This is a genomic window from Colwellia sp. BRX10-1, from assembly GCF_014077545.1.
Lineage (GTDB): Bacteria > Pseudomonadota > Gammaproteobacteria > Enterobacterales > Alteromonadaceae > Colwellia_A.
Window position 1 is genome coordinate 224,308 of the sequence record NZ_JACGWC010000004.1, and the last position, 17,555, is coordinate 241,862.

A 17,555-nucleotide genomic window follows, 5' to 3' on the forward strand; every position below is an offset into this window, starting at 1 on the left:
GCTTTCAACGGATAGACAAAAAAAAAGAGCTAAATGATCAATGTCATCTAACTCTTTTTATCGAAACACCTAAAATTTTAGCAATGAACGGCTATTCGCTCGCTACTTTTTCCTGTGGTGTATCATAAATAATAATCGGTTTTGACTCACCTTTTATTACTGTTTCATCGACCACAACTTTTATCGCATCATTCATTGATGGCAATTCATACATGGTATCAAGTAAGACGCTTTCAACGATTGAGCGTAAACCACGCGCGCCCGTTTTACGCACCATTGCTTTGTGTGCAATAGCAATTAATGCATCTTCTCTGAACTCTAATTCAACGTTTTCCATGTCGAACAATGCACCAAACTGCTTAGTTAGCGCATTTTTAGGCTCTTGCAATATTTGGATTAATGCGTCTTCATCAAGTTCTGTCAATGTTGCTACAACAGGCAAGCGACCAATAAACTCAGGAATTAAACCATACTTAATCAGATCTTCTGGCTCAACATCTTGTAAGTGTTGAGTTAGCGTTTTCTTGCTATCTTTGCCACGAACTTCTGCGCCAAAACCTATACCTGCACCAGTATGTGAACGTTGCTCAACAACTTTATCTAAACCGGCAAATGCACCACCACAGATAAATAAGATTTTAGAGGTATCAACCTGCAAAAACTCTTGTTGAGGATGTTTACGCCCACCTTGTGGTGGAACTGAAGCAATAGTGCCTTCAATAAGCTTTAACAATGCTTGCTGAACGCCTTCACCTGATACATCACGCGTGATTGATGGATTATCTGATTTACGTGAAATCTTATCAATTTCATCGATGTAAACAATACCACGCTGGGCTTTTTCAACATCGTAATCACATTTTTGTAAAAGCTTTTGAATGATGTTTTCAACATCTTCACCAACATAACCTGCTTCAGTTAATGTCGTTGCGTCGGCCATAGTAAACGGCACATCAAGTAAACGCGCTAAGGTTTCAGCCAGTAATGTTTTACCACTACCCGTTGGGCCAATAAGTAAAATATTACTTTTACTTAACTCTATACCATTGTGAGAGTCACCATTGCGTAAACGTTTGTAGTGATTATAAACCGCTACGGCTAATACTTTTTTCGCGTGATCTTGACCAATAACGTAGTCGTCTAAACTTTCACGGATCTCTATCGGTGTAGGTAAGCTTTCTTTTTCTTCTTTCGGGGAAATTTCTTTTATTTCTTCACGAATAATATCGTTGCACAGTTCAACACACTCATCACAAACAAATACTGACGGACCAGCAATAAGTTTACGAACTTCATGTTGGCTCTTGCCACAAAACGAACAATACAAAAGCTTGCCGTTATCACCGTCACCATTTTTAATATCGGTCATACGGAACCTCAATTTGTTTAATTTCTAATACAGATACTGTTAAGTATTTCATAAATTATCTAGATCACAAAGTTGTGAAATTATTTATCTAATCGTTCTGTTAATATGGAGTCAACTAATCCATATTCAACCGCACTTTCTGCACTTAAGAAGTTGTCACGGTCGGTGTCATGAGAAACTTTCTCTAATGACTGACCTGTATGCTCGGCCATTAAACTGTTCAATTTAGTTTTAATATAAAGAATTTCTTTCGCATGAATTTCAAAGTCAGATGCTTGACCTTGGAAACCACCAAGTGGCTGATGAATCATCACACGGGCATTGGGTAGACAGTAACGTTTACCTTTTTCACCGCCTGACAATAAGAATGCGCCCATGCTAGCCGCCTGACCAATACATACTGTACTAATGTTTGGCTTAATAAACTTCATCGTATCGTAAATAGCCATACCTGCAGTTACCGAACCGCCAGGTGAATTAATATATAAGTATATATCTTTATCAGGACTTTCAGACTCAAGGAATAATAACTGAGCAACAATCAAATTAGCCATGTGATCTTCAACTTGACCACACAAGAAAATAACACGCTCTTTTAAAAGTCTTGAATAAATATCGAACGAGCGCTCACCCTTAGGTGTTTGCTCAATAACCATTGGCACTAAAGCACTATCGATAGTGCTGGTGATTTTCTGAGAATTATTTTGAGAAGTAAACAACTAAAATTTCCTTTCTATATAAAAAATGGCTCGTATGTCCCCATACCAGCCATTTAAGCGATTGCTTGACATAATGTCAATCTAAAAGGTCTACCAATTCAAATTTGTTTCACTAAAGTGCTACAAATTTAAGCAAATGGCAGCAACTCAGCCGATTAAGTTTCTTTGCTCAGTGGCAAGAATCCTAAGAGACTCAGTCTTATTTACCTTCTGGATTCATTATATCTTTAAAGCTTGCTTTCTTTTTATTAACTTTTGCGCTTTCAAGTAACAATTCAACAGCTTGCTCTTCTAATGCAACATTCTGCATTTGTTGGTTAAGCTCTTTGTTTGTTGCGTAGTACTCGATAACTTCTTTTGGATCTTCGTAAGCTGATGCGGCTGATGCAATTAATTCGTTAACTTTGTTTTCGTCAACTTTTAATTCATTAACTTTGATCACTTCACCTAGTAACAAACCAACTTTAACACGGCGTTTAGCTTGCTCTTCAAACATATCAGCTGGAAGCTCTGGCATGTTATTAGGATCCATTTGACCCGCAAAACGTTGCATTGCTTGCTTACGTAAAACGTCAATTTCTTGAGCGATTAACGCTTTAGGAATTTCAACATCGTTAGCAGCTAATAAGCCTTCGATTACTTGCTCTTTAACTTTAGCTTTAACCGCTTGGGTTAACTCACGAGTCATGTTAGTGCTTACTTCAGTGCGTAATGCTTCTACGCCACCTTCTTGAACACCAAACAATTTAGCAAAATCTTCATCGATTGTTGGTAATACTGGACCTTCAGTTTTATGAAGAACGATATCAAACTCTGCTTCTTTGCCTTTTAGGTTTTCAGCATGGTAATCATCAGGGAAAGTCACTTTAATTGTTTTTTCATCGCCAGCTTTCATGCCAGTAATTTCTTTTTCAAAACCTGGGATCATGCGACCAGCGCCTAATTCAAGTTCGAAATCTTTAGCTTCGCCGCCTTCAAAAACTTCACCGTCAACACGGCCAGTAAAATCTAAAACAAGTTTGTCACCGGCTTTAGTTTTACGCTTGTTTTCTTTCCACGTTTTATGTTGATTCTGTAATGTAATAAACATTTCATCTAAATCAGCATCTGTAACTTCAACGTCAGGACGTTCAACGTTAATTGAATCTAAGCCCGTTAAAGCAACATCAGGGTAAACTTCAAAAGTAGCTTCGAATTCTAGCGCTTTGCCGTCTTCATTGCTTTTAGCAATAAAACTTGGACGACCAGCTGGATTCATTTTTTCTGCAACAATTGCATCAACAAAGTTACGTTGCATTAATTCGCCAGCAACTTCTTGACGAACTGATTGACCGTAACGCTTTTGGATAACAGTCGCAGGGACTTTACCTGGACGGAAACCATTAATTCGCTGGGTTTTTGATATGTGACGAAGACGGTTTTTAACTTCTACATCTACTGATTCTGCAGGAACAGAAATAGTTAACTTACGTTCCAAACCTTGTGTAGTCTCTACTGAAACTTGCATTTTAATACCTCAAAACTTAGCGTTTTAGTAACGCTTTCAATAACACAACTACTTCACAGCTTAATTAGCCAAAGAGTGTGACGTTTGTAGCCCTATAACCAACGCTACAGAAGCCCGAAAAATCAGAGTAAATACCAACACTAATAAATAGTTCCTCGCTCAGCGAGGTTTAAAAGGCATGATATAGACCTAGATTTTAAAATAATGACGCGAAATTATAGCGATGCTTGATATAAGAGTCGACCCTTTAATGACGTTATTTTTGACTTATTTTTTAAATGGGTGATAAAACGAGTAAAAACAGTGTGTGCTGACTTCATTTAAATGTAATAAATTAAATTTAAAGTGCATAAAGATTGGTGTAACTGGTAGTTAAAGAGTTGTTCTAGATTAAATTTATGATTTGTAAGGAGTTGTTCTAAATTAAATTTATGATTTGTAAATAGGAGTGTATAACGGAAGATGACAACGATAAAAGGCATATAAAATAAGAAGTGGTCGGTGATGCAAGATTCGAACTTGCGACCCCTTGGACCCAAACCAAGTGCGCTACCAAGCTGCGCTAATCACCGACATTTTCTACTTAACCTACTTACTACAATATTTCATCACCATTTCTTGAGAAAAAATGGGGTGGCTAAAGGGACTTGAACCCTCGACAACCGGAATCACAATCCGGGGCTCTACCAACTGAGCTATAGCCACCATTGTAAAATACTGTTTGGTACGCCCTGCAGGATTCGAACCTGCGACCCACGCCTTAGAAGGGCGTTGCTCTATCCAGCTGAGCTAAGGGCGCACATTACCTACAGGCCAAATTTTTAGTTATTAAAAATAATTAAAAAAGTGGTCGGTGATGCAAGATTCGAACTTGCGACCCCTTGGACCCAAACCAAGTGCGCTACCAAGCTGCGCTAATCACCGATATGTACTGCGTTTAAAAGAACTAAAAATATGCCCCTTTCAACGGATGCGGATATTACCTAGTTGCCTGAGTCCCGTCAAACCTTTTTTATAAAAAAATAACCGTTTGCTCACTTTTAAAACAAGCCGCTTGATAATCAGCACTTATTGCCTATAAATATAGCAACTCTTCAATTATCAATAAATTCAGTTTTTGGCATACTTGATAAGCGTATATTTTATTTTTAAATCTTCATTTGACGATATATTACCGAATAAAAGACCATTTATAAGAACAGTAGCTATAACAGTCCAGGTTTTTATGCGAAAATAGTGTCGTTTTTCATCATTTAACTAAGTTAATAGAAACTATCATGACAGCAACTCTTATAGACGGTAAATATATTGCTCAGCAGCTTAGGCTCTCAGTAAAAGAAAAAGTAGCAGTACGCGTTAAAAATGGCTTACGACCTCCTGGGCTAGCCGTGATATTAGTCGGCTCAGATCCTGCTTCACAAGTTTATGTTGGTAGTAAGCGTAAAGCATGTGAAGAAGTTGGTTTTCTTTCTCGCTCATATGATCTGCCCCCAACAACCACTCAAGCTGAATTATTTACTTTAATTGATGAATTAAATAATGACGAAAATATTGATGGTATTCTTGTTCAGCTCCCTTTACCAAAAGGTTTAGATGCTAATTTAATTATCGAGCATATTAACCCTTTAAAAGATGTTGATGGCTTCCACCCATTCAACGTCGGCAAACTAGCACTTCGTCAACCAGGATTGCGCCCATGTACACCTAAGGGCATTATCAAGCTGATAGAGACTACCGGTATAGACCCACATGGTTTAGAGGCGGTTATAGTCGGTGCTTCAAATATTGTTGGTCGTCCAATGACATTAGAACTATTACTGGCCGGTTGCACAGTAACCACCACGCATAGATTCACTAAAAATCTTGAAGATAAAATACGTAACGCTGATTTACTTGTTGTGGCCGTAGGAAAACCTGAGTTCATTCCTGGAGAATGGATTAAGGCTGGCGCTATTGTTATTGATGTGGGGATTAACCGTTTGGCCAATGGCAAACTTGTTGGTGATGTAGGTTTTGATATAGCTCAAACGAAAGCCGCTTATATTACGCCCGTACCTGGCGGCGTAGGCCCAATGACAGTAGCAAGTTTAATCGAGAACACTTTGATAGCTTGTGAAGAATTTCACTAAATTTTAAGCCGCTTAATATAAAGGAATAATCAATGTCTGACGCTATTTATCAGTTTAATGCGCTGAACAATAAAAAAGAAACCGTTGAGTTGAAAGACTACCAAGGTAAGGTAATGCTTATTGTAAATACGGCAAGTGCCTGCGGATTTACGCCTCAATATGAAGGCTTACAATCACTTTACAGTGAGTATCAAACACAAGGTTTAGCGGTTTTAGCTTTTCCTTGTAATCAGTTTAAGCAACAAGAAAAAGGCAGTAATGAGGAAATACAGCAGTTTTGTGATCTAACGTTTAATATCAAATTCCCATTATTTGATAAAATTGACGTCAATGGCGACAACACTCACCCTCTTTTTACCTTTTTAAAGGCACAAGCACCTGGAATACTAGGTTCTAAGAGCATCAAGTGGAATTTCACTAAGTTTTTAGTGAACAAGAAAGGCCAAGTAGTTAAACGCTATGCGCCAACCACTAAACCGACTAGCATTAAAGCGGATATAGAAAAGTTACTCGCTGAGTAACTTATAATAAGCAGCCAAAAGTGTTGGCTGCTCTTATTATCTTATTGAGCTTTTGCTACTTTTAACATTTCAAGGTTACTGGCAATATCTTCTGCCGCTGTTCTTGGCGAAATATCATCATCTATTTTCAAGATTTTACCTTCTTTAGAAATATAAAATGTGACACGACTAGCAACCTGCATCATATTCAACACATCGTAGGCTTTTGCAGTCGCTTTTGTCGGATCGCTTAACATCGGAAAGTCTGCGCCGGTTTTCTTAGCAAAATCTCTGTTGTCATCTAATGGGTCAACACTGGCCATAACGTAACTTGCATTATACGCTCTGATCAAATGCCCTTTCTCAACCAATGACTTACATTCAATGGTACAACCACGCGTGTTAGCCATTGGATACCAAGCTAAAACAACCGCTTGCTTACCTTGGTAGTCACTAAGTTGGTAATAATCACCATTGGTGGCTTGCAATTTAAAATCTGGTGCTTGCTCTCCCACTTTTAAATCAGAGGCTAACAAGCTAAAGCTCGTCATTAATGCTAAAAATGTACAAACTACTTTTGATGTTCTTTTCATCAGAGTTACCTTTTAAAAATGAATAATATTTTTTGTTAGTTTACCTTATTTTAGCTCATTAACCTTTAGCTAAAAGGTTATCGAGCCAACTTGTCGGTAGTATACGTTTGAATACGGCAAATAGTTTAGTAGGCACAGTAATTCTGTATCTTATTTTCGGGCGTTTACTCTCTAAGGCATGGATCAACGCTTTGGTAACATCTGCCGCTTCTAAGGTAAATTTTGCATTCGAGGTTTTACTGGCCAGCCTTGCTATTTGTTGTTGATACTCAAGATGATGGGCACTATCTTTAGCGTCAATGTTGGCTGTAAAAGCACTTAAGGCATTGGCGCGAAATTGAGTATTAATGGGACCCGGCTGTAAAAGTATCACTGCGATATTCGCTGATCTCAATTCTAACCTTAAGGTGTCAGATAAACCTTCAACAGCATATTTTGAGGCATTATAAGCGCCACGATAAGCCATAGAAACAAAGCCTAACACTGAGCTACATTGAATAATTCGGCCATGACCTTGCTTGCGCATAACCGGAATAACTTGTTTAGTCAGCTCGTGCCAGCCAAAAACATTGCTTTCAAATTGGCTTATAAGCGCTTGAGTTGGTAAGTCTTCTAATGCGCCCGGTTGACCATAGGCACCATTATTAAAAAGAAAATCTAATGTCCCCCCAGTTTCATTGAGCACAAAAGCAAGTGCCGCATGGATACTGTCAACTTGGGTTAAATCAAGCTGGCAAGCGGTTAAACCTTTTTCTTGTAGCATAACAACATCGGCTTGTTTTCTTGCGGTAGCAAAAACTTGATAGCCTCTTGTTGATAACGTCAGAGCCGCATCTAAACCAATACCGCTTGAACAACCTGTTATTAAAATAGATTTTTTCACGCTGTTATTATTACCTGTAATTCGAAAATTTGCTTTATTGTCGGTGAGCATACTGGGGATATCAAATCAGTACAAGGCGAGATAATTAATTGTATAGATAAACACGAATGCCCAGCGCAATAATTGTTAGGCTAACATGATACACTTTTGTTTAAACACTAAAACGAGTTAAGCAACCATTGAAAGATTGTAATCAATGTGGAAAATGCTGTATAAAATATGGCGACGGAGGCATAGCAGCTTCGATTGAAGATATTGAGATGTGGGAAATTTTTCGCCCTCATATTCATCAATATGTAATAAAAGATAAGATTTGGTTTAATCCTCAAACCGGTAAACAACTGACACAGTGCCCTTTCCTAGAAAAAATGCCTAACCAAGATGCTAGCGAGCAAGTTAAATATACTTGTGCAATTTATCAAGACCGCCCTGAAGACTGCCGGGATTATCCGAGTAATATCAGTGAGATGATCAGGGATGAGTGTGAAATGATAGAAATCATCGATTTAACCCATCCCCAACAAGCGCAATACAAACTTAATAAATTAATGAGCCGTAGTTAACGTTTATTTTTTGGCACATAATTTAGAATAGAAAGTGGCACCACTTTTTTGACTGGAAATCCTTCAAATTCTTTGCGTTTAATAACATGCCCTAAACGGCTTTCTATCGCACACAAGTTTCTAAAGTTGTCCTTGGCTACAAATGATACCGCTTCTCCAGAGGCTCCCGCTCGACCTGTTCGGCCAATACGGTGAATATAGTCATCGACTTGATCAGGTAAGTCGTAATTAACCACTCGAGTGAGCTCGCCGATATCAAGACCGCGTGAAGCAATACCTGTAGCGACAAGAAACTTAATTTTACCGGCTTTAAAGTCATTAAGAACTTGTTCTCGCATCGCTTGTGTTCTGCCACCATGAATAGACTCGGCACTAATGCCACGTTTTTCTAGCTGGCTAACAAGTTTAGCTGCACCGTGTTTTGTTTCGATAAAGATCAGCGCTTGCTGCCATTGATGTTCAATAATTAAATGGCTCAGTAATGCCGACTTATTACCTTTATCAACCGTTATTAACCATTGATCAATTTTAGGTTTAGAGGCGCTATTATTGCCGATAGAGATTTCTGTCGCATTACTAAAGGTACGCTTTGATAACGTTCGAACATCATCAGAAATAGTGGCTGAAAATAATAAGTTTTGACGTTCGAGTGGCAAACGTTCAATGATTTTATTAATATCTTCAATAAAACCCATATCAAGCATTCTATCAGCTTCATCTAAAACAAGGACTTCAAGTTCATCAAAATGCAGAGCACGTTGATGAGCCATATCAAGTAATCGCCCGGGAGTCGCAACAACAATATCAACCCCCCAAATAAGCTTCTGCCTTTGCGGTTCAATGTCAGTACCACCGTACATTGCCATCGAGCTTAGGTCTAAATACTTACCATAATCACGGATACTTTGTTCTACTTGAACGGCAAGTTCACGTGTTGGGGTAAGAATAAGCGCTCGAATACGTTTGCCACGTAATTTTCGTTCGGTATTAAGTTTTTCAAGTATTGGTAAAACAAAACTGGCCGTTTTACCGGTACCTGTTTGCGCTGCAGCAACAAGGTTCTTTCCCGATAAAATAACCGGAATGGCTTTTTTCTGAATAGCCGTTGGCTCGCTATATTTTAAGTCAGCAAGTGCTTTTAAAAGCGGTTCACTTAATCCCAGTGTCGAAAATGGCATAATACTATCCTTGAAGTTTAATTTTTAAACCTTTAATAAAGGTCGATAAAACTTCATCACTACAATCTCTATAATGTTTATTATTGATGCTTCGAAAAAATGCACTTAATTCATATTTGGTTAAGCTCAACTCGGCTAATTCAAGCGTATCAATCACTTCATCAGCTTGTAGAGAAAAAGCAATTTTTAACTTATTAAAAATAGCGTTATTAGTTAAGACAGCTTCAGGAACCGCTTGTGGTCCTTCTTTTGCGCCTCTTCTTTCAACAATCAAGCCATTGAGGAAACTAGCAAATTCTACGTCAAGTAGTTCAACATAAGTCTCATCGTCTTTTTCTTTATAAAAACAAACCAATTGCTCTGCTGATATTTCACAAGCGTTTAATTTAAAGACGGCACGGGTTTTTTCGTCATCAAAATCAAGTAAAGTACTTAAGCGACGAAGAATATCATTGTTTATCATGTTTAGACCTAGAGAACGTTGTTAAGGTGAAGGCAGCAGTAGAGTTGTCTTCAGAATGGTAGAGAGTATAGCGCACTCATTTTAAATGTTGGCTAACTCATTTTTTTATCTATAAATAGTGCTTAGTTAAAGCGTTAAAAACGCCATTAAAGGCGTTTTCAACAATCAAATAACTCAGCTAAAAGAGGACTAAGCTCTTTTTTGAGCCTGTATTTGGCTATCAAGATATTCATCTAATGAACCTTGAAAATCAACAAGCTTTTTATCTTTAATATCGATAATACGGGTTGCTAAGCTAGAAACAAACTCACGGTCATGACTAACAAAAATTAGCGTACCTTCAAAGTCTTTTAGCGCATTGTTTAATGCATCTATCGCTTCGATATCCATGTGGTTAGTTGGCTCATCCATAATTAATACGTTGATATCAGCCATCATTAAACGACCGAATAACAAGCGATTCTTTTCACCACCTGAACAGTTACGTGCTTTCTTGTTAGCATCATCATCAGTGAATAACATACGTCCTAGCATGCCACGAACACTTAAATCATTGTGACAAGGTCTACGCCATTGTGACATCCATTCCATCAATGTTAAGTCGTTGTCAAAGAATGAACCACTATCTTGTGGACAATAACCCACAGAAGCATTTTCAGACCATTTAACAACACCTTCAGTCTGCTCTAACTCGCTCATTAAACAGCGTAGCAACGTCGTTTTACCAACACCGTTTTCTCCGATGATAGCTAGTTTAGCGCCCGCTTCTAACAGTAAATCACCTTTAGAAAACAAAGTAACACCGTCAAAACCATGAGCTAAACCTTCAAGCTCTAGTGCTTGTCTATGCATTTTTTTGCCAGGGGCAAAAGCTATTTTTGGGGTGATACGACTTGAAGACTTTACATCATCAAGTTTAATTTTATCCATTTTCTTAGCACGAGAACTTGCTTGTTTCGCTTTAGAAGCGTTAGCGCCAAAACGGTTAACAAAGTCTTGCAACTCAGCGATCTCAGCAACTTTTTTATCATTACCGGCTAATAATTGTTCGCGTAACAAACCAGACTGCGCGAGGAAGAACTCGTAATTACCCGGATAAACGCGTAATTCACCGTAATCAATATCAGCCATATGTGTACATACTGAATTAAGAAAATGTCTATCATGAGAAATAATGATCATGGTACATTTACGTTTGTTTAACTCAGCTTCTAACCAACTGATGGTATGGATATCCAAGTTGTTGGTTGGCTCATCGAGTAACAAAATATCAGGGTTAGCAAATAAGGCTTGTGCAAGTAAAACACGAAGTTTCCAACCTGGAGCAACTTGTTGCATTGAACCATAATGAAAAGATTCTTCGATACCTGCTTCTAGTAGTATTTCACCCGCGCGACTTTCTGCGGTGTAACCGTCCATTTCAGCAAATTCACTTTCTAGGTCACCAACACGCATACCATCGGCTTCGCTCATTTCAGCTTGTGCGTATATAGCATCTCTTTCTTGCTTTACTTTCCATAATGGCATATCACCCATAATAACAGTGTCAATAACATTGTGTTGTTCAAAAGCGAACTGGTCTTGACCCAACGTACTAACTTTGTTGCCAGTACTTACCGAGACATTGCCTGAACTTGGTACTAAGTCACCACTGAGTATCTTCATGAATGTAGACTTGCCACAACCATTTGCGCCGATCAAACCGTAGCGGTGACCATTGCCAAATTTAGCCGAAATGTTTTCAAACAAAGGCTCTGCGCCAAATTGCATTGTAATGTTAGATGTAGTGATCAAAGATAAATTCCTAAATAGTGCTAACTAAAATTGTTAACCAGCAACGGTGAAGATAGCAAAAATAGAAACATATTTAAGACCATCAAAATAAAGTGGCGCATTATACAGTAAAAACTCTATTTTCTCTACTTAATCCTTAAAATTTTTGGTTGTTTTTTCACCAGTATCAACACAGAAGTGATTAGTGCTTGATATATTATTAAATAAAAATAATCAAAGCTCGTTAATCGCCTAGGGTATTTGCTTGCAAAACCTTATTTGCTCTAGTATTTTGTTCGCACAATAAAAATAATAAATGCGGATATTTCATGTCTATTGATACAATTTATAAAGTCACTTTACATCCTTTCATTAATGAATCTATTGCTAGCTTAAAATCGATGACCAGTTTATCGGGGAGCGCCGGCGAAGCTTTTATGGATAAAGTTGAAGACTTTCGCTTTAAAGGTTATGCCGTTTGCTCTGATATTACCGGCTGTTTAGATGGGGTAATTATGATGCATCATTACCCAGAAACCGCAGTAGCTATTGGTAATTCTGTTTGCCAAAATATGTTTGATGAAGCATATGATTACCCAGAAATAAATGACGAGTTAAGTAATGCTTTAGCAGAATGGGGCAATACCATTGTTGGCCGAGCAACTGATTTACTGAGCCGCAACAACTTAAAATTTGATTTTTCTAGCCCGTATTTTATCCATAATTTTAAAGATATGGAAAAATACTTAGCAGGCGTTAAAGAGATAATAACGGTGCCAATTACCGTTGAAGGTGTTGGTCGATACTATTTTAATTTATTGGTGCGTAATGTTAATTTTCAAACCAGTAATGTTGAAAGAGAACAAAGCTCAGGCATTGCAAACCCACACAGCACACCTTTACCACTAGAGAGCAAAATATTACTTGTTGACGATAGTGCGATGATACGAAAAGCAATAAAACGCTTTTTAGCTGGTTTAGGTTATGAAAATGTTATTGAAGCAGACGATGGTAGTACTGCGGTAGAAGCGGTAAAAAATCAAGCACCTGACTTCCTTTTCATGGACGTCGTGATGACTAAGATGAACGGTAACGAAGCATTGAAAGCTATTCGTGCCAGTGGCTCAAATGTACCTGTGGTAATGTTGTCTTCGGTTACCGATAAAGGACTCGTCGATGAATGCCAAGCAAGTGGCGTTTCTGGTTTTATCTTTAAGCCAATTCAAGCCAGTAATGGCGCAGAAATAATTAAAGACTATTTAAAAGTAGTGTAAGCCCGTACATATTTATTTGATCAGGTACTTTATTTCAAAGATAAAGTACCTTTAAACTATTTGATATAAAAAAGAAGTTTTATAAAAGACATGGAAAAAGACACTGTTTCAACGGGTAACGTTTATGTGATGACTCACTCTTTTTTTTCAGATGTGATAAGAATAGGCTGTACTCCAGATGATCCGGTCGAATACGCTCGGTTACTATCAAAAAACTCGCCAGGTGATTACTCGCTGGTATTTTCTTTAGCGTGTAACAACCCGTGCGCGATAAAAAAGAAAATACGCGAATATCTCAACGCACAAGAATACGTTAATGAGTTTTACCAAGTATCAGCAGTGGTCGCAGCAAAACTGCTAAAAAGAGAAACCTTAAGAATTGCCATTACTAATGAAGTAAGTACTGACTAAGTTTTATAAAAAACGTCCCTGCCCCGGACAATAGCCACAATAAAACCACTTAACCCTATTTGACTAGTAGCTCACTAACAATAAGCTTTAACAAAAAAGTTTCCCGTTCAATAGAAAGTCCCTTTTTTAGACTATTCGCTATTGTTTGCTCATTATGACTAATCGCTTGATGTATATTCATCCAAACTGGATGCATACCATTGTTAATTTCATGCGCTTCAAGCTCGGTTTCAAGTAACTCTTCATCTATCGAGCAAATATAACAATAAGACTCCATATGAATAAGTTCGAAGCCGGGCTTATGCCAAGGTCTAAACTCTTCATATAAACCAAACGCTTGAATATTTTGCACATTATGCGCGCCAGTTTCTTCTTTTAACTCGCGCACCAAACCGGCAATATTACTTTCACCTTCGTCGATACCACCGCCGGGTAAACTGTAATCATGATACCGCTTGGTATAAAGCAAAAGTATATCTTCGCCCTTTAAGACAATAGCCCGCGTTGCTTTTCGAGTAAATTGGCGTGCTGACATATCACGAATGTCAGGATGAATAGTGGATTTTAGTATACGCATAGCAGGATCTTTAGAAATATCTAGAAAATCATCACCATTAAAACAAGAAGTTGTTAACTCCACGCCCTAACCGTAATAATTTTAAACAACAAGTTATGAGCATCTTACTACAGTGAAGATAGATTAGCCGAAGATTTTATAGCTCCGCCTAAATAGTACCCAGTACTAACAGGAGCTTGCGCTATTATTTTGGTATATCAATAAAGTACTTTAAAATAATCACCAGATTTGTCATTATTAAAATGATGTTATCTGTCATATGAATATTAAGCCCAGTGAACAGGATCAACATGATAATAATTTTTAAGTTGCTGATAGAGCATCGGATACTTAGCATGAAACTGTTTAGCTTGCTCAAAAAATACTTCACTGGTAACAGCAAAAAATTCAGCCGGATTTGTTGCTCCGTAATAATCAAATAATGAGGGTGCTCCGGTTCTTGCTTGCATCTTTAACTGTTCAAATTGTAGAGAAAAAGCAGCAGACCAACCTTGATAGCTCTGCCCTTTATCCAGGATAGGCGCACCGTTAGCGCTGCCATTTTCTTGGTCTAGCTGATGGGCAAACTCATGAATGACCACATTACGACCATCATCAGGTATTTTTGCACCGTCTAAAGTATCTTGCCAAGATAATACAACTTTACCAAAATCCCATGATTCACCCGCCAATGCTACTTTTTGTTGGTATCTTAAGCCATCAGTCCCCATATTTTGCTGTTGCTTAATAAAAGCACGGGGGTAAACCAGGATAGTTTGTAATTTAGGGTAAAAATTAGTCTTGCGATTAAGCAACAATAGACATGCTTGGGCAGAAATCGTTATACGTATTTCATCGGTTATTTTAACACCGTTACAACCAACGAAGGTTTTCTCCGCCAAGAATACCTGAATATGTTGCTTTAACTGCAACTGTAAATCTGTTGGCATTTGTCCAAAATAAGGCATTCTTTGTTGAATGATTTTTCGCCATGTTTTTTTAAATGGCTGACGCCTTATTTTATCTCGCTGATATTCTCGCCAGTAAGGCTTACCGACAGAATAGCCAATAAGTAAAACGCCAATAAATATGGGAAGAAGATAAGACAACATAATGAACTTTACTGGTTAGGATTTACTATGATGTAGGTCCGCTATGATTAAATATCAAGCTATTGCCGCTATATTTCATCATTAAAAACGCTAAATATTAATTTTTCCGTTCTTTAAGAAACCTTTTAAGCTAAATACTGATTGTTGCCAATAAAGTTAACAGGTATACATATTGCGACATTGTGAGTATTATTTTAGCGTTAAGTAATACTTATAATAAAAGGCTCGATCGCAGGGCAATACTTGGAATTAAAACCACATGAAATTATCAAAAATATCTGCAGCGTTAGCAGCTGTGCTCGCTTTTTCTGGCTGCTCTGAACAAGAAACAAGCAGCAATAAAGCAGAGCCAAAGCAAACTCATCAAGCGACAGCAACTAGCAACAATGAATTTAAATGGCAGGTAGACCGTTTTGCTGATATCCGTGTTATACGTTATCAAGTACCTGGTTTTGAAGAGTTGCCTCTAGAAACTAAAGAGTTGTTATTTTATCTTTATAAAGCAGCGCTTTCTGGTCGTGATATTACTTGGGATCATAACTACAAATACAACCTCACCATTCGTCATACACTAGAAGCGGTTATTGCTGATTATGCCGGAGACAAAAGCAGCGAAGAATTCAAAAAGTTCAATGAATACACCAAACGTGTTTGGTTTTCTAACGGCATTCATCACCATTATATGTCAGGTAAATTCAGCCCTGAATTTAGCCCTGAAACTTTTGAACGCTATGTCATGTCAGTTGCCGAAAAAGGTAAATTACCCTTAAATAAAGACCAAAGTGCTGAGCAGTTAGTGGCCTTACTAACGCCTATTTTATTCGACCCAACGGTCGCACCTAAAATGGTTAATCAGTCTGCTAACATTGATAATGTTGTTGCCTCTTCCGTTAACTATTATGAAGGCGTTACCGAACAAGAAGTTGAAAACTTTTATAAAAATAAGGTCGATGTAGACCCTAAGCGTCCAGTATCTTGGGGCTTGAATTCTAAATTAGTAAAAATTGACGGCAAGATAGTTGAACAAGTGTGGAAAGTTGGTGGTATGTACGATAAAGCCATCAGTGAAATTGTCTTTTGGCTAGATAAAGCAGCAACCGTTGCTGAAAACGAGCAACAACGTAAAGCCCTAACCTTGTTATCTAAATACTATAGAAGCGGTGATTTAAAAGACTTTGACGACTACTCTATTGCTTGGGTTAAAGACGTTAATTCAGATGTTGACGTAGTAAATGGTTTCATCGAAGTTTACGACGATCCTCTAGCTTACAGAGGTTCATTTGAATCCGTTGTTTCGGTAAAAGATCACGAAGCCACCAAGGTGATTGCTAAGATTGCCGCAGAAGCTCAGTGGTTTGAAGATAATTCACCACTCATTGAAAGCCATAAGAAAAAAGAAGTCAAAGGTATTACCGGTAAAGCCATTACAGTTGTTATTGAATCTGGCGATGCTTCTCCTTCTACGCCTATTGGCATTAACTTACCCAACGCTAACTGGATACGCGCTGAGCATGGTTCAAAGTCGGTAAGCTTAACTAATATTGTTAGTGCTTATGACAACGTAAAAGGTGGTTCGTTAGCCGAGTTTGTTTGGGACGATGCTGAACTTGCCCGCAGCAAAGAATTTGGTCCGTTAGCGTCTCACTTACATACCGATTTACATGAAGTTGTTGGTCATGCTTCGGGGCAAATTAACGAAGGCGTTGGCACACCTAAAGAAACGTTAAAGCAATATTCGTCAGCCCTTGAAGAAGGTCGCGCCGACTTAATTGCCTTGTACTATCTTATGGATCAAAAATTAATTGATATGGGTGCAATGCCAAGCTTAGAAGTGGGTAAAGCAAGCTACGACAGTTATATTCGTAACGGCATGATGTTGCAATTAAGGCGTCTAAAAGAGGGTGAGCATATTGAAGAAGCACACATGCGTAACCGCCAGTTAATTGCAAGTTGGGCATTTGAAAAAGGTGCCACTGACAATGTTATTGAAAAGCGAGTTCGTGATGGAAAAACTTTTTTTGTTGTCAACGACTATCAAAAGCTACGGACATTATTTGGCCAATTATTACGTGAATTACAACGAATAAAGTCTGAAGGTGACTTTGCTGCAGGCCAAGCTTTAATTGAAGGCTATGCGGTTAAGGTTGACAAAAAATTGCACTTAGAAGTGTTGAGCCGTTATGAGAAACTTAAATTAGCACCATATTCTGGTTTTGTTAACCCTAAATTAGAGGCCGTTTATCTAGGTGATAAAATGACTAATGTTAAAATCACTTACCCTGATAACTTCCAAGAGCAGATGTTGGAATATGGTAAAGATTATGGTTTATTGCCCGTTTTAAACTAAAGTCAAAACCTCTTAAAATAACGTAAACGTTATCAGAAACCAAGGCGTGTGATCACAATAATCATACGCCTTGTTTATTTTGCTTAAAACGCCCTCTTTATCCTTAAAGTTATCTTTGGCATAATGTCGATTAGCAATATTAAGTAAAAACATGACAACTAAGTATTTTATAATATTT

The 17,555-nt window shown here is 37.9% G+C and carries 16 protein-coding genes and 4 tRNA genes; 6 read left to right on the top strand and 14 right to left on the bottom strand.

Annotated elements, in window-relative coordinates; all coding sequences use genetic code 11:
- Nucleotides 1–91: 91 nt before the first annotated feature.
- From clpX to H4J75_RS06130, 7 genes are all read right to left on the bottom strand, one after another.
- A complete protein-coding gene (gene clpX / locus H4J75_RS06100) occupies nt 92–1,369 on the bottom strand; it encodes an ATP-dependent protease ATP-binding subunit ClpX (protein ID WP_070374163.1) in 1,278 nt (425 codons plus the stop codon).
- Nucleotides 1,370–1,449: 80 nt separating this feature from the next.
- Complete coding sequence (gene clpP / locus H4J75_RS06105) at nt 1,450–2,058, bottom strand: ATP-dependent Clp endopeptidase proteolytic subunit ClpP (protein WP_182214969.1); 609 nt, start codon at nt 2,056–2,058, stop codon at nt 1,450–1,452.
- 229 nt (nt 2,059–2,287) lie between these two features.
- Nucleotides 2,288–3,595 (bottom strand): trigger factor, encoded by a 1,308-nt coding sequence (gene tig, locus H4J75_RS06110; RefSeq protein ID WP_070374164.1) that lies wholly within the window; start codon nt 3,593–3,595, stop codon nt 2,288–2,290.
- 495 nt (nt 3,596–4,090) lie between these two features.
- A tRNA-Pro gene (locus tag H4J75_RS06115) sits at nt 4,091–4,167 on the bottom strand.
- 57 nt (nt 4,168–4,224) lie between these two features.
- A tRNA-His gene (locus H4J75_RS06120) sits at nt 4,225–4,300 on the bottom strand.
- A 17-nt stretch (nt 4,301–4,317) separates the two neighbouring features.
- Nucleotides 4,318–4,394: transfer RNA gene (locus H4J75_RS06125), tRNA-Arg, on the bottom strand.
- A 48-nt stretch (nt 4,395–4,442) separates the two neighbouring features.
- A tRNA-Pro gene (locus H4J75_RS06130) sits at nt 4,443–4,519 on the bottom strand.
- 353 nt (nt 4,520–4,872) lie between these two features.
- Here H4J75_RS06130 and folD point away from each other — a divergent pair.
- Together folD and H4J75_RS06140 are read left to right on the top strand one after the other, a co-directional pair.
- Nucleotides 4,873–5,724 carry a bifunctional methylenetetrahydrofolate dehydrogenase/methenyltetrahydrofolate cyclohydrolase FolD gene (folD, locus tag H4J75_RS06135; RefSeq protein ID WP_182214853.1) on the top strand — a complete coding sequence of 284 codons (852 nt, stop codon included), beginning with the start codon at nt 4,873–4,875 and terminating at the stop codon, nt 5,722–5,724.
- A gap of 32 nt (nt 5,725–5,756) precedes the next feature.
- Nucleotides 5,757–6,245, top strand: coding sequence for a glutathione peroxidase (locus H4J75_RS06140; RefSeq protein WP_182214852.1), 489 nt, complete (start codon nt 5,757–5,759; stop codon nt 6,243–6,245).
- Nucleotides 6,246–6,286: 41 nt separating this feature from the next.
- Here H4J75_RS06140 and H4J75_RS06145 read toward each other — a convergent pair whose 3' ends face one another.
- Both H4J75_RS06145 and H4J75_RS06150 read right to left on the bottom strand, forming a co-directional pair.
- The gene (locus H4J75_RS06145) at nt 6,287–6,817 is read right to left on the bottom strand and encodes a redoxin domain-containing protein (protein WP_182174330.1); all 531 of its coding nucleotides are present in this window, start codon (nt 6,815–6,817) and stop codon (nt 6,287–6,289) included.
- A 58-nt stretch (nt 6,818–6,875) separates the two neighbouring features.
- The gene (locus H4J75_RS06150) at nt 6,876–7,700 is read right to left on the bottom strand and encodes an SDR family oxidoreductase (protein WP_070377001.1); all 825 of its coding nucleotides are present in this window, start codon (nt 7,698–7,700) and stop codon (nt 6,876–6,878) included.
- A gap of 179 nt (nt 7,701–7,879) precedes the next feature.
- Between H4J75_RS06150 and H4J75_RS06155 the strand changes: the two genes are divergently transcribed.
- Nucleotides 7,880–8,263 carry a YkgJ family cysteine cluster protein gene (locus H4J75_RS06155; protein WP_182221629.1) on the top strand — a complete coding sequence of 128 codons (384 nt, stop codon included), beginning with the start codon at nt 7,880–7,882 and terminating at the stop codon, nt 8,261–8,263.
- Here H4J75_RS06155 and H4J75_RS06160 read toward each other — a convergent pair.
- The 3 genes from H4J75_RS06160 to H4J75_RS06170 all read right to left on the bottom strand — a co-directional run bounded on the left by H4J75_RS06160 (nt 8,260) and on the right by H4J75_RS06170 (nt 11,698).
- The gene (locus H4J75_RS06160) at nt 8,260–9,441 is read right to left on the bottom strand and encodes a DEAD/DEAH box helicase (protein ID WP_182221630.1); all 1,182 of its coding nucleotides are present in this window, start codon (nt 9,439–9,441) and stop codon (nt 8,260–8,262) included. The two genes, H4J75_RS06155 and H4J75_RS06160, sit on opposite strands and share 4 nt — an antisense overlap.
- A 4-nt stretch (nt 9,442–9,445) precedes the next feature.
- Entirely contained in the window at nt 9,446–9,904 is a 459-nt protein-coding gene (locus H4J75_RS06165; RefSeq protein WP_070374170.1) for a DUF1456 family protein, read from the bottom strand.
- Nucleotides 9,905–10,093: 189 nt separating this feature from the next.
- Nucleotides 10,094–11,698 (bottom strand): ABC-F family ATPase, encoded by a 1,605-nt coding sequence (locus tag H4J75_RS06170; protein WP_070374171.1) that lies wholly within the window; start codon nt 11,696–11,698, stop codon nt 10,094–10,096.
- A 308-nt stretch (nt 11,699–12,006) separates the two neighbouring features.
- Here H4J75_RS06170 and H4J75_RS06175 point away from each other — a divergent pair, with 308 nt between their 5' ends.
- Both H4J75_RS06175 and H4J75_RS06180 read left to right on the top strand, forming a co-directional pair.
- Complete coding sequence (locus H4J75_RS06175) at nt 12,007–12,951, top strand: response regulator (protein ID WP_182221631.1); 945 nt, start codon at nt 12,007–12,009, stop codon at nt 12,949–12,951.
- 90 nt (nt 12,952–13,041) lie between these two features.
- The gene (locus tag H4J75_RS06180; protein WP_182221632.1) at nt 13,042–13,362 is read left to right on the top strand and encodes a GIY-YIG nuclease family protein; all 321 of its coding nucleotides are present in this window, start codon (nt 13,042–13,044) and stop codon (nt 13,360–13,362) included.
- A gap of 55 nt (nt 13,363–13,417) precedes the next feature.
- Here H4J75_RS06180 and H4J75_RS06185 read toward each other — a convergent pair whose 3' ends face one another.
- Both H4J75_RS06185 and H4J75_RS06190 read right to left on the bottom strand, forming a co-directional pair.
- Nucleotides 13,418–13,939 carry an NUDIX hydrolase gene (locus H4J75_RS06185; RefSeq protein WP_182221647.1) on the bottom strand — a complete coding sequence of 174 codons (522 nt, stop codon included), beginning with the start codon at nt 13,937–13,939 and terminating at the stop codon, nt 13,418–13,420.
- A gap of 266 nt (nt 13,940–14,205) precedes the next feature.
- Nucleotides 14,206–15,030, bottom strand: coding sequence for a zinc-dependent peptidase (locus H4J75_RS06190; RefSeq protein ID WP_182221633.1), 825 nt, complete (start codon nt 15,028–15,030; stop codon nt 14,206–14,208).
- Between the two features lie 259 nt (nt 15,031–15,289).
- Here H4J75_RS06190 and H4J75_RS06195 point away from each other — a divergent pair, with 259 nt between their 5' ends.
- Nucleotides 15,290–17,377, top strand: coding sequence for a dipeptidyl-peptidase 3 family protein (locus H4J75_RS06195; RefSeq protein ID WP_182214843.1), 2,088 nt, complete (start codon nt 15,290–15,292; stop codon nt 17,375–17,377).
- The last annotated feature ends 178 nt before the right edge of the window (nt 17,378–17,555 follow it).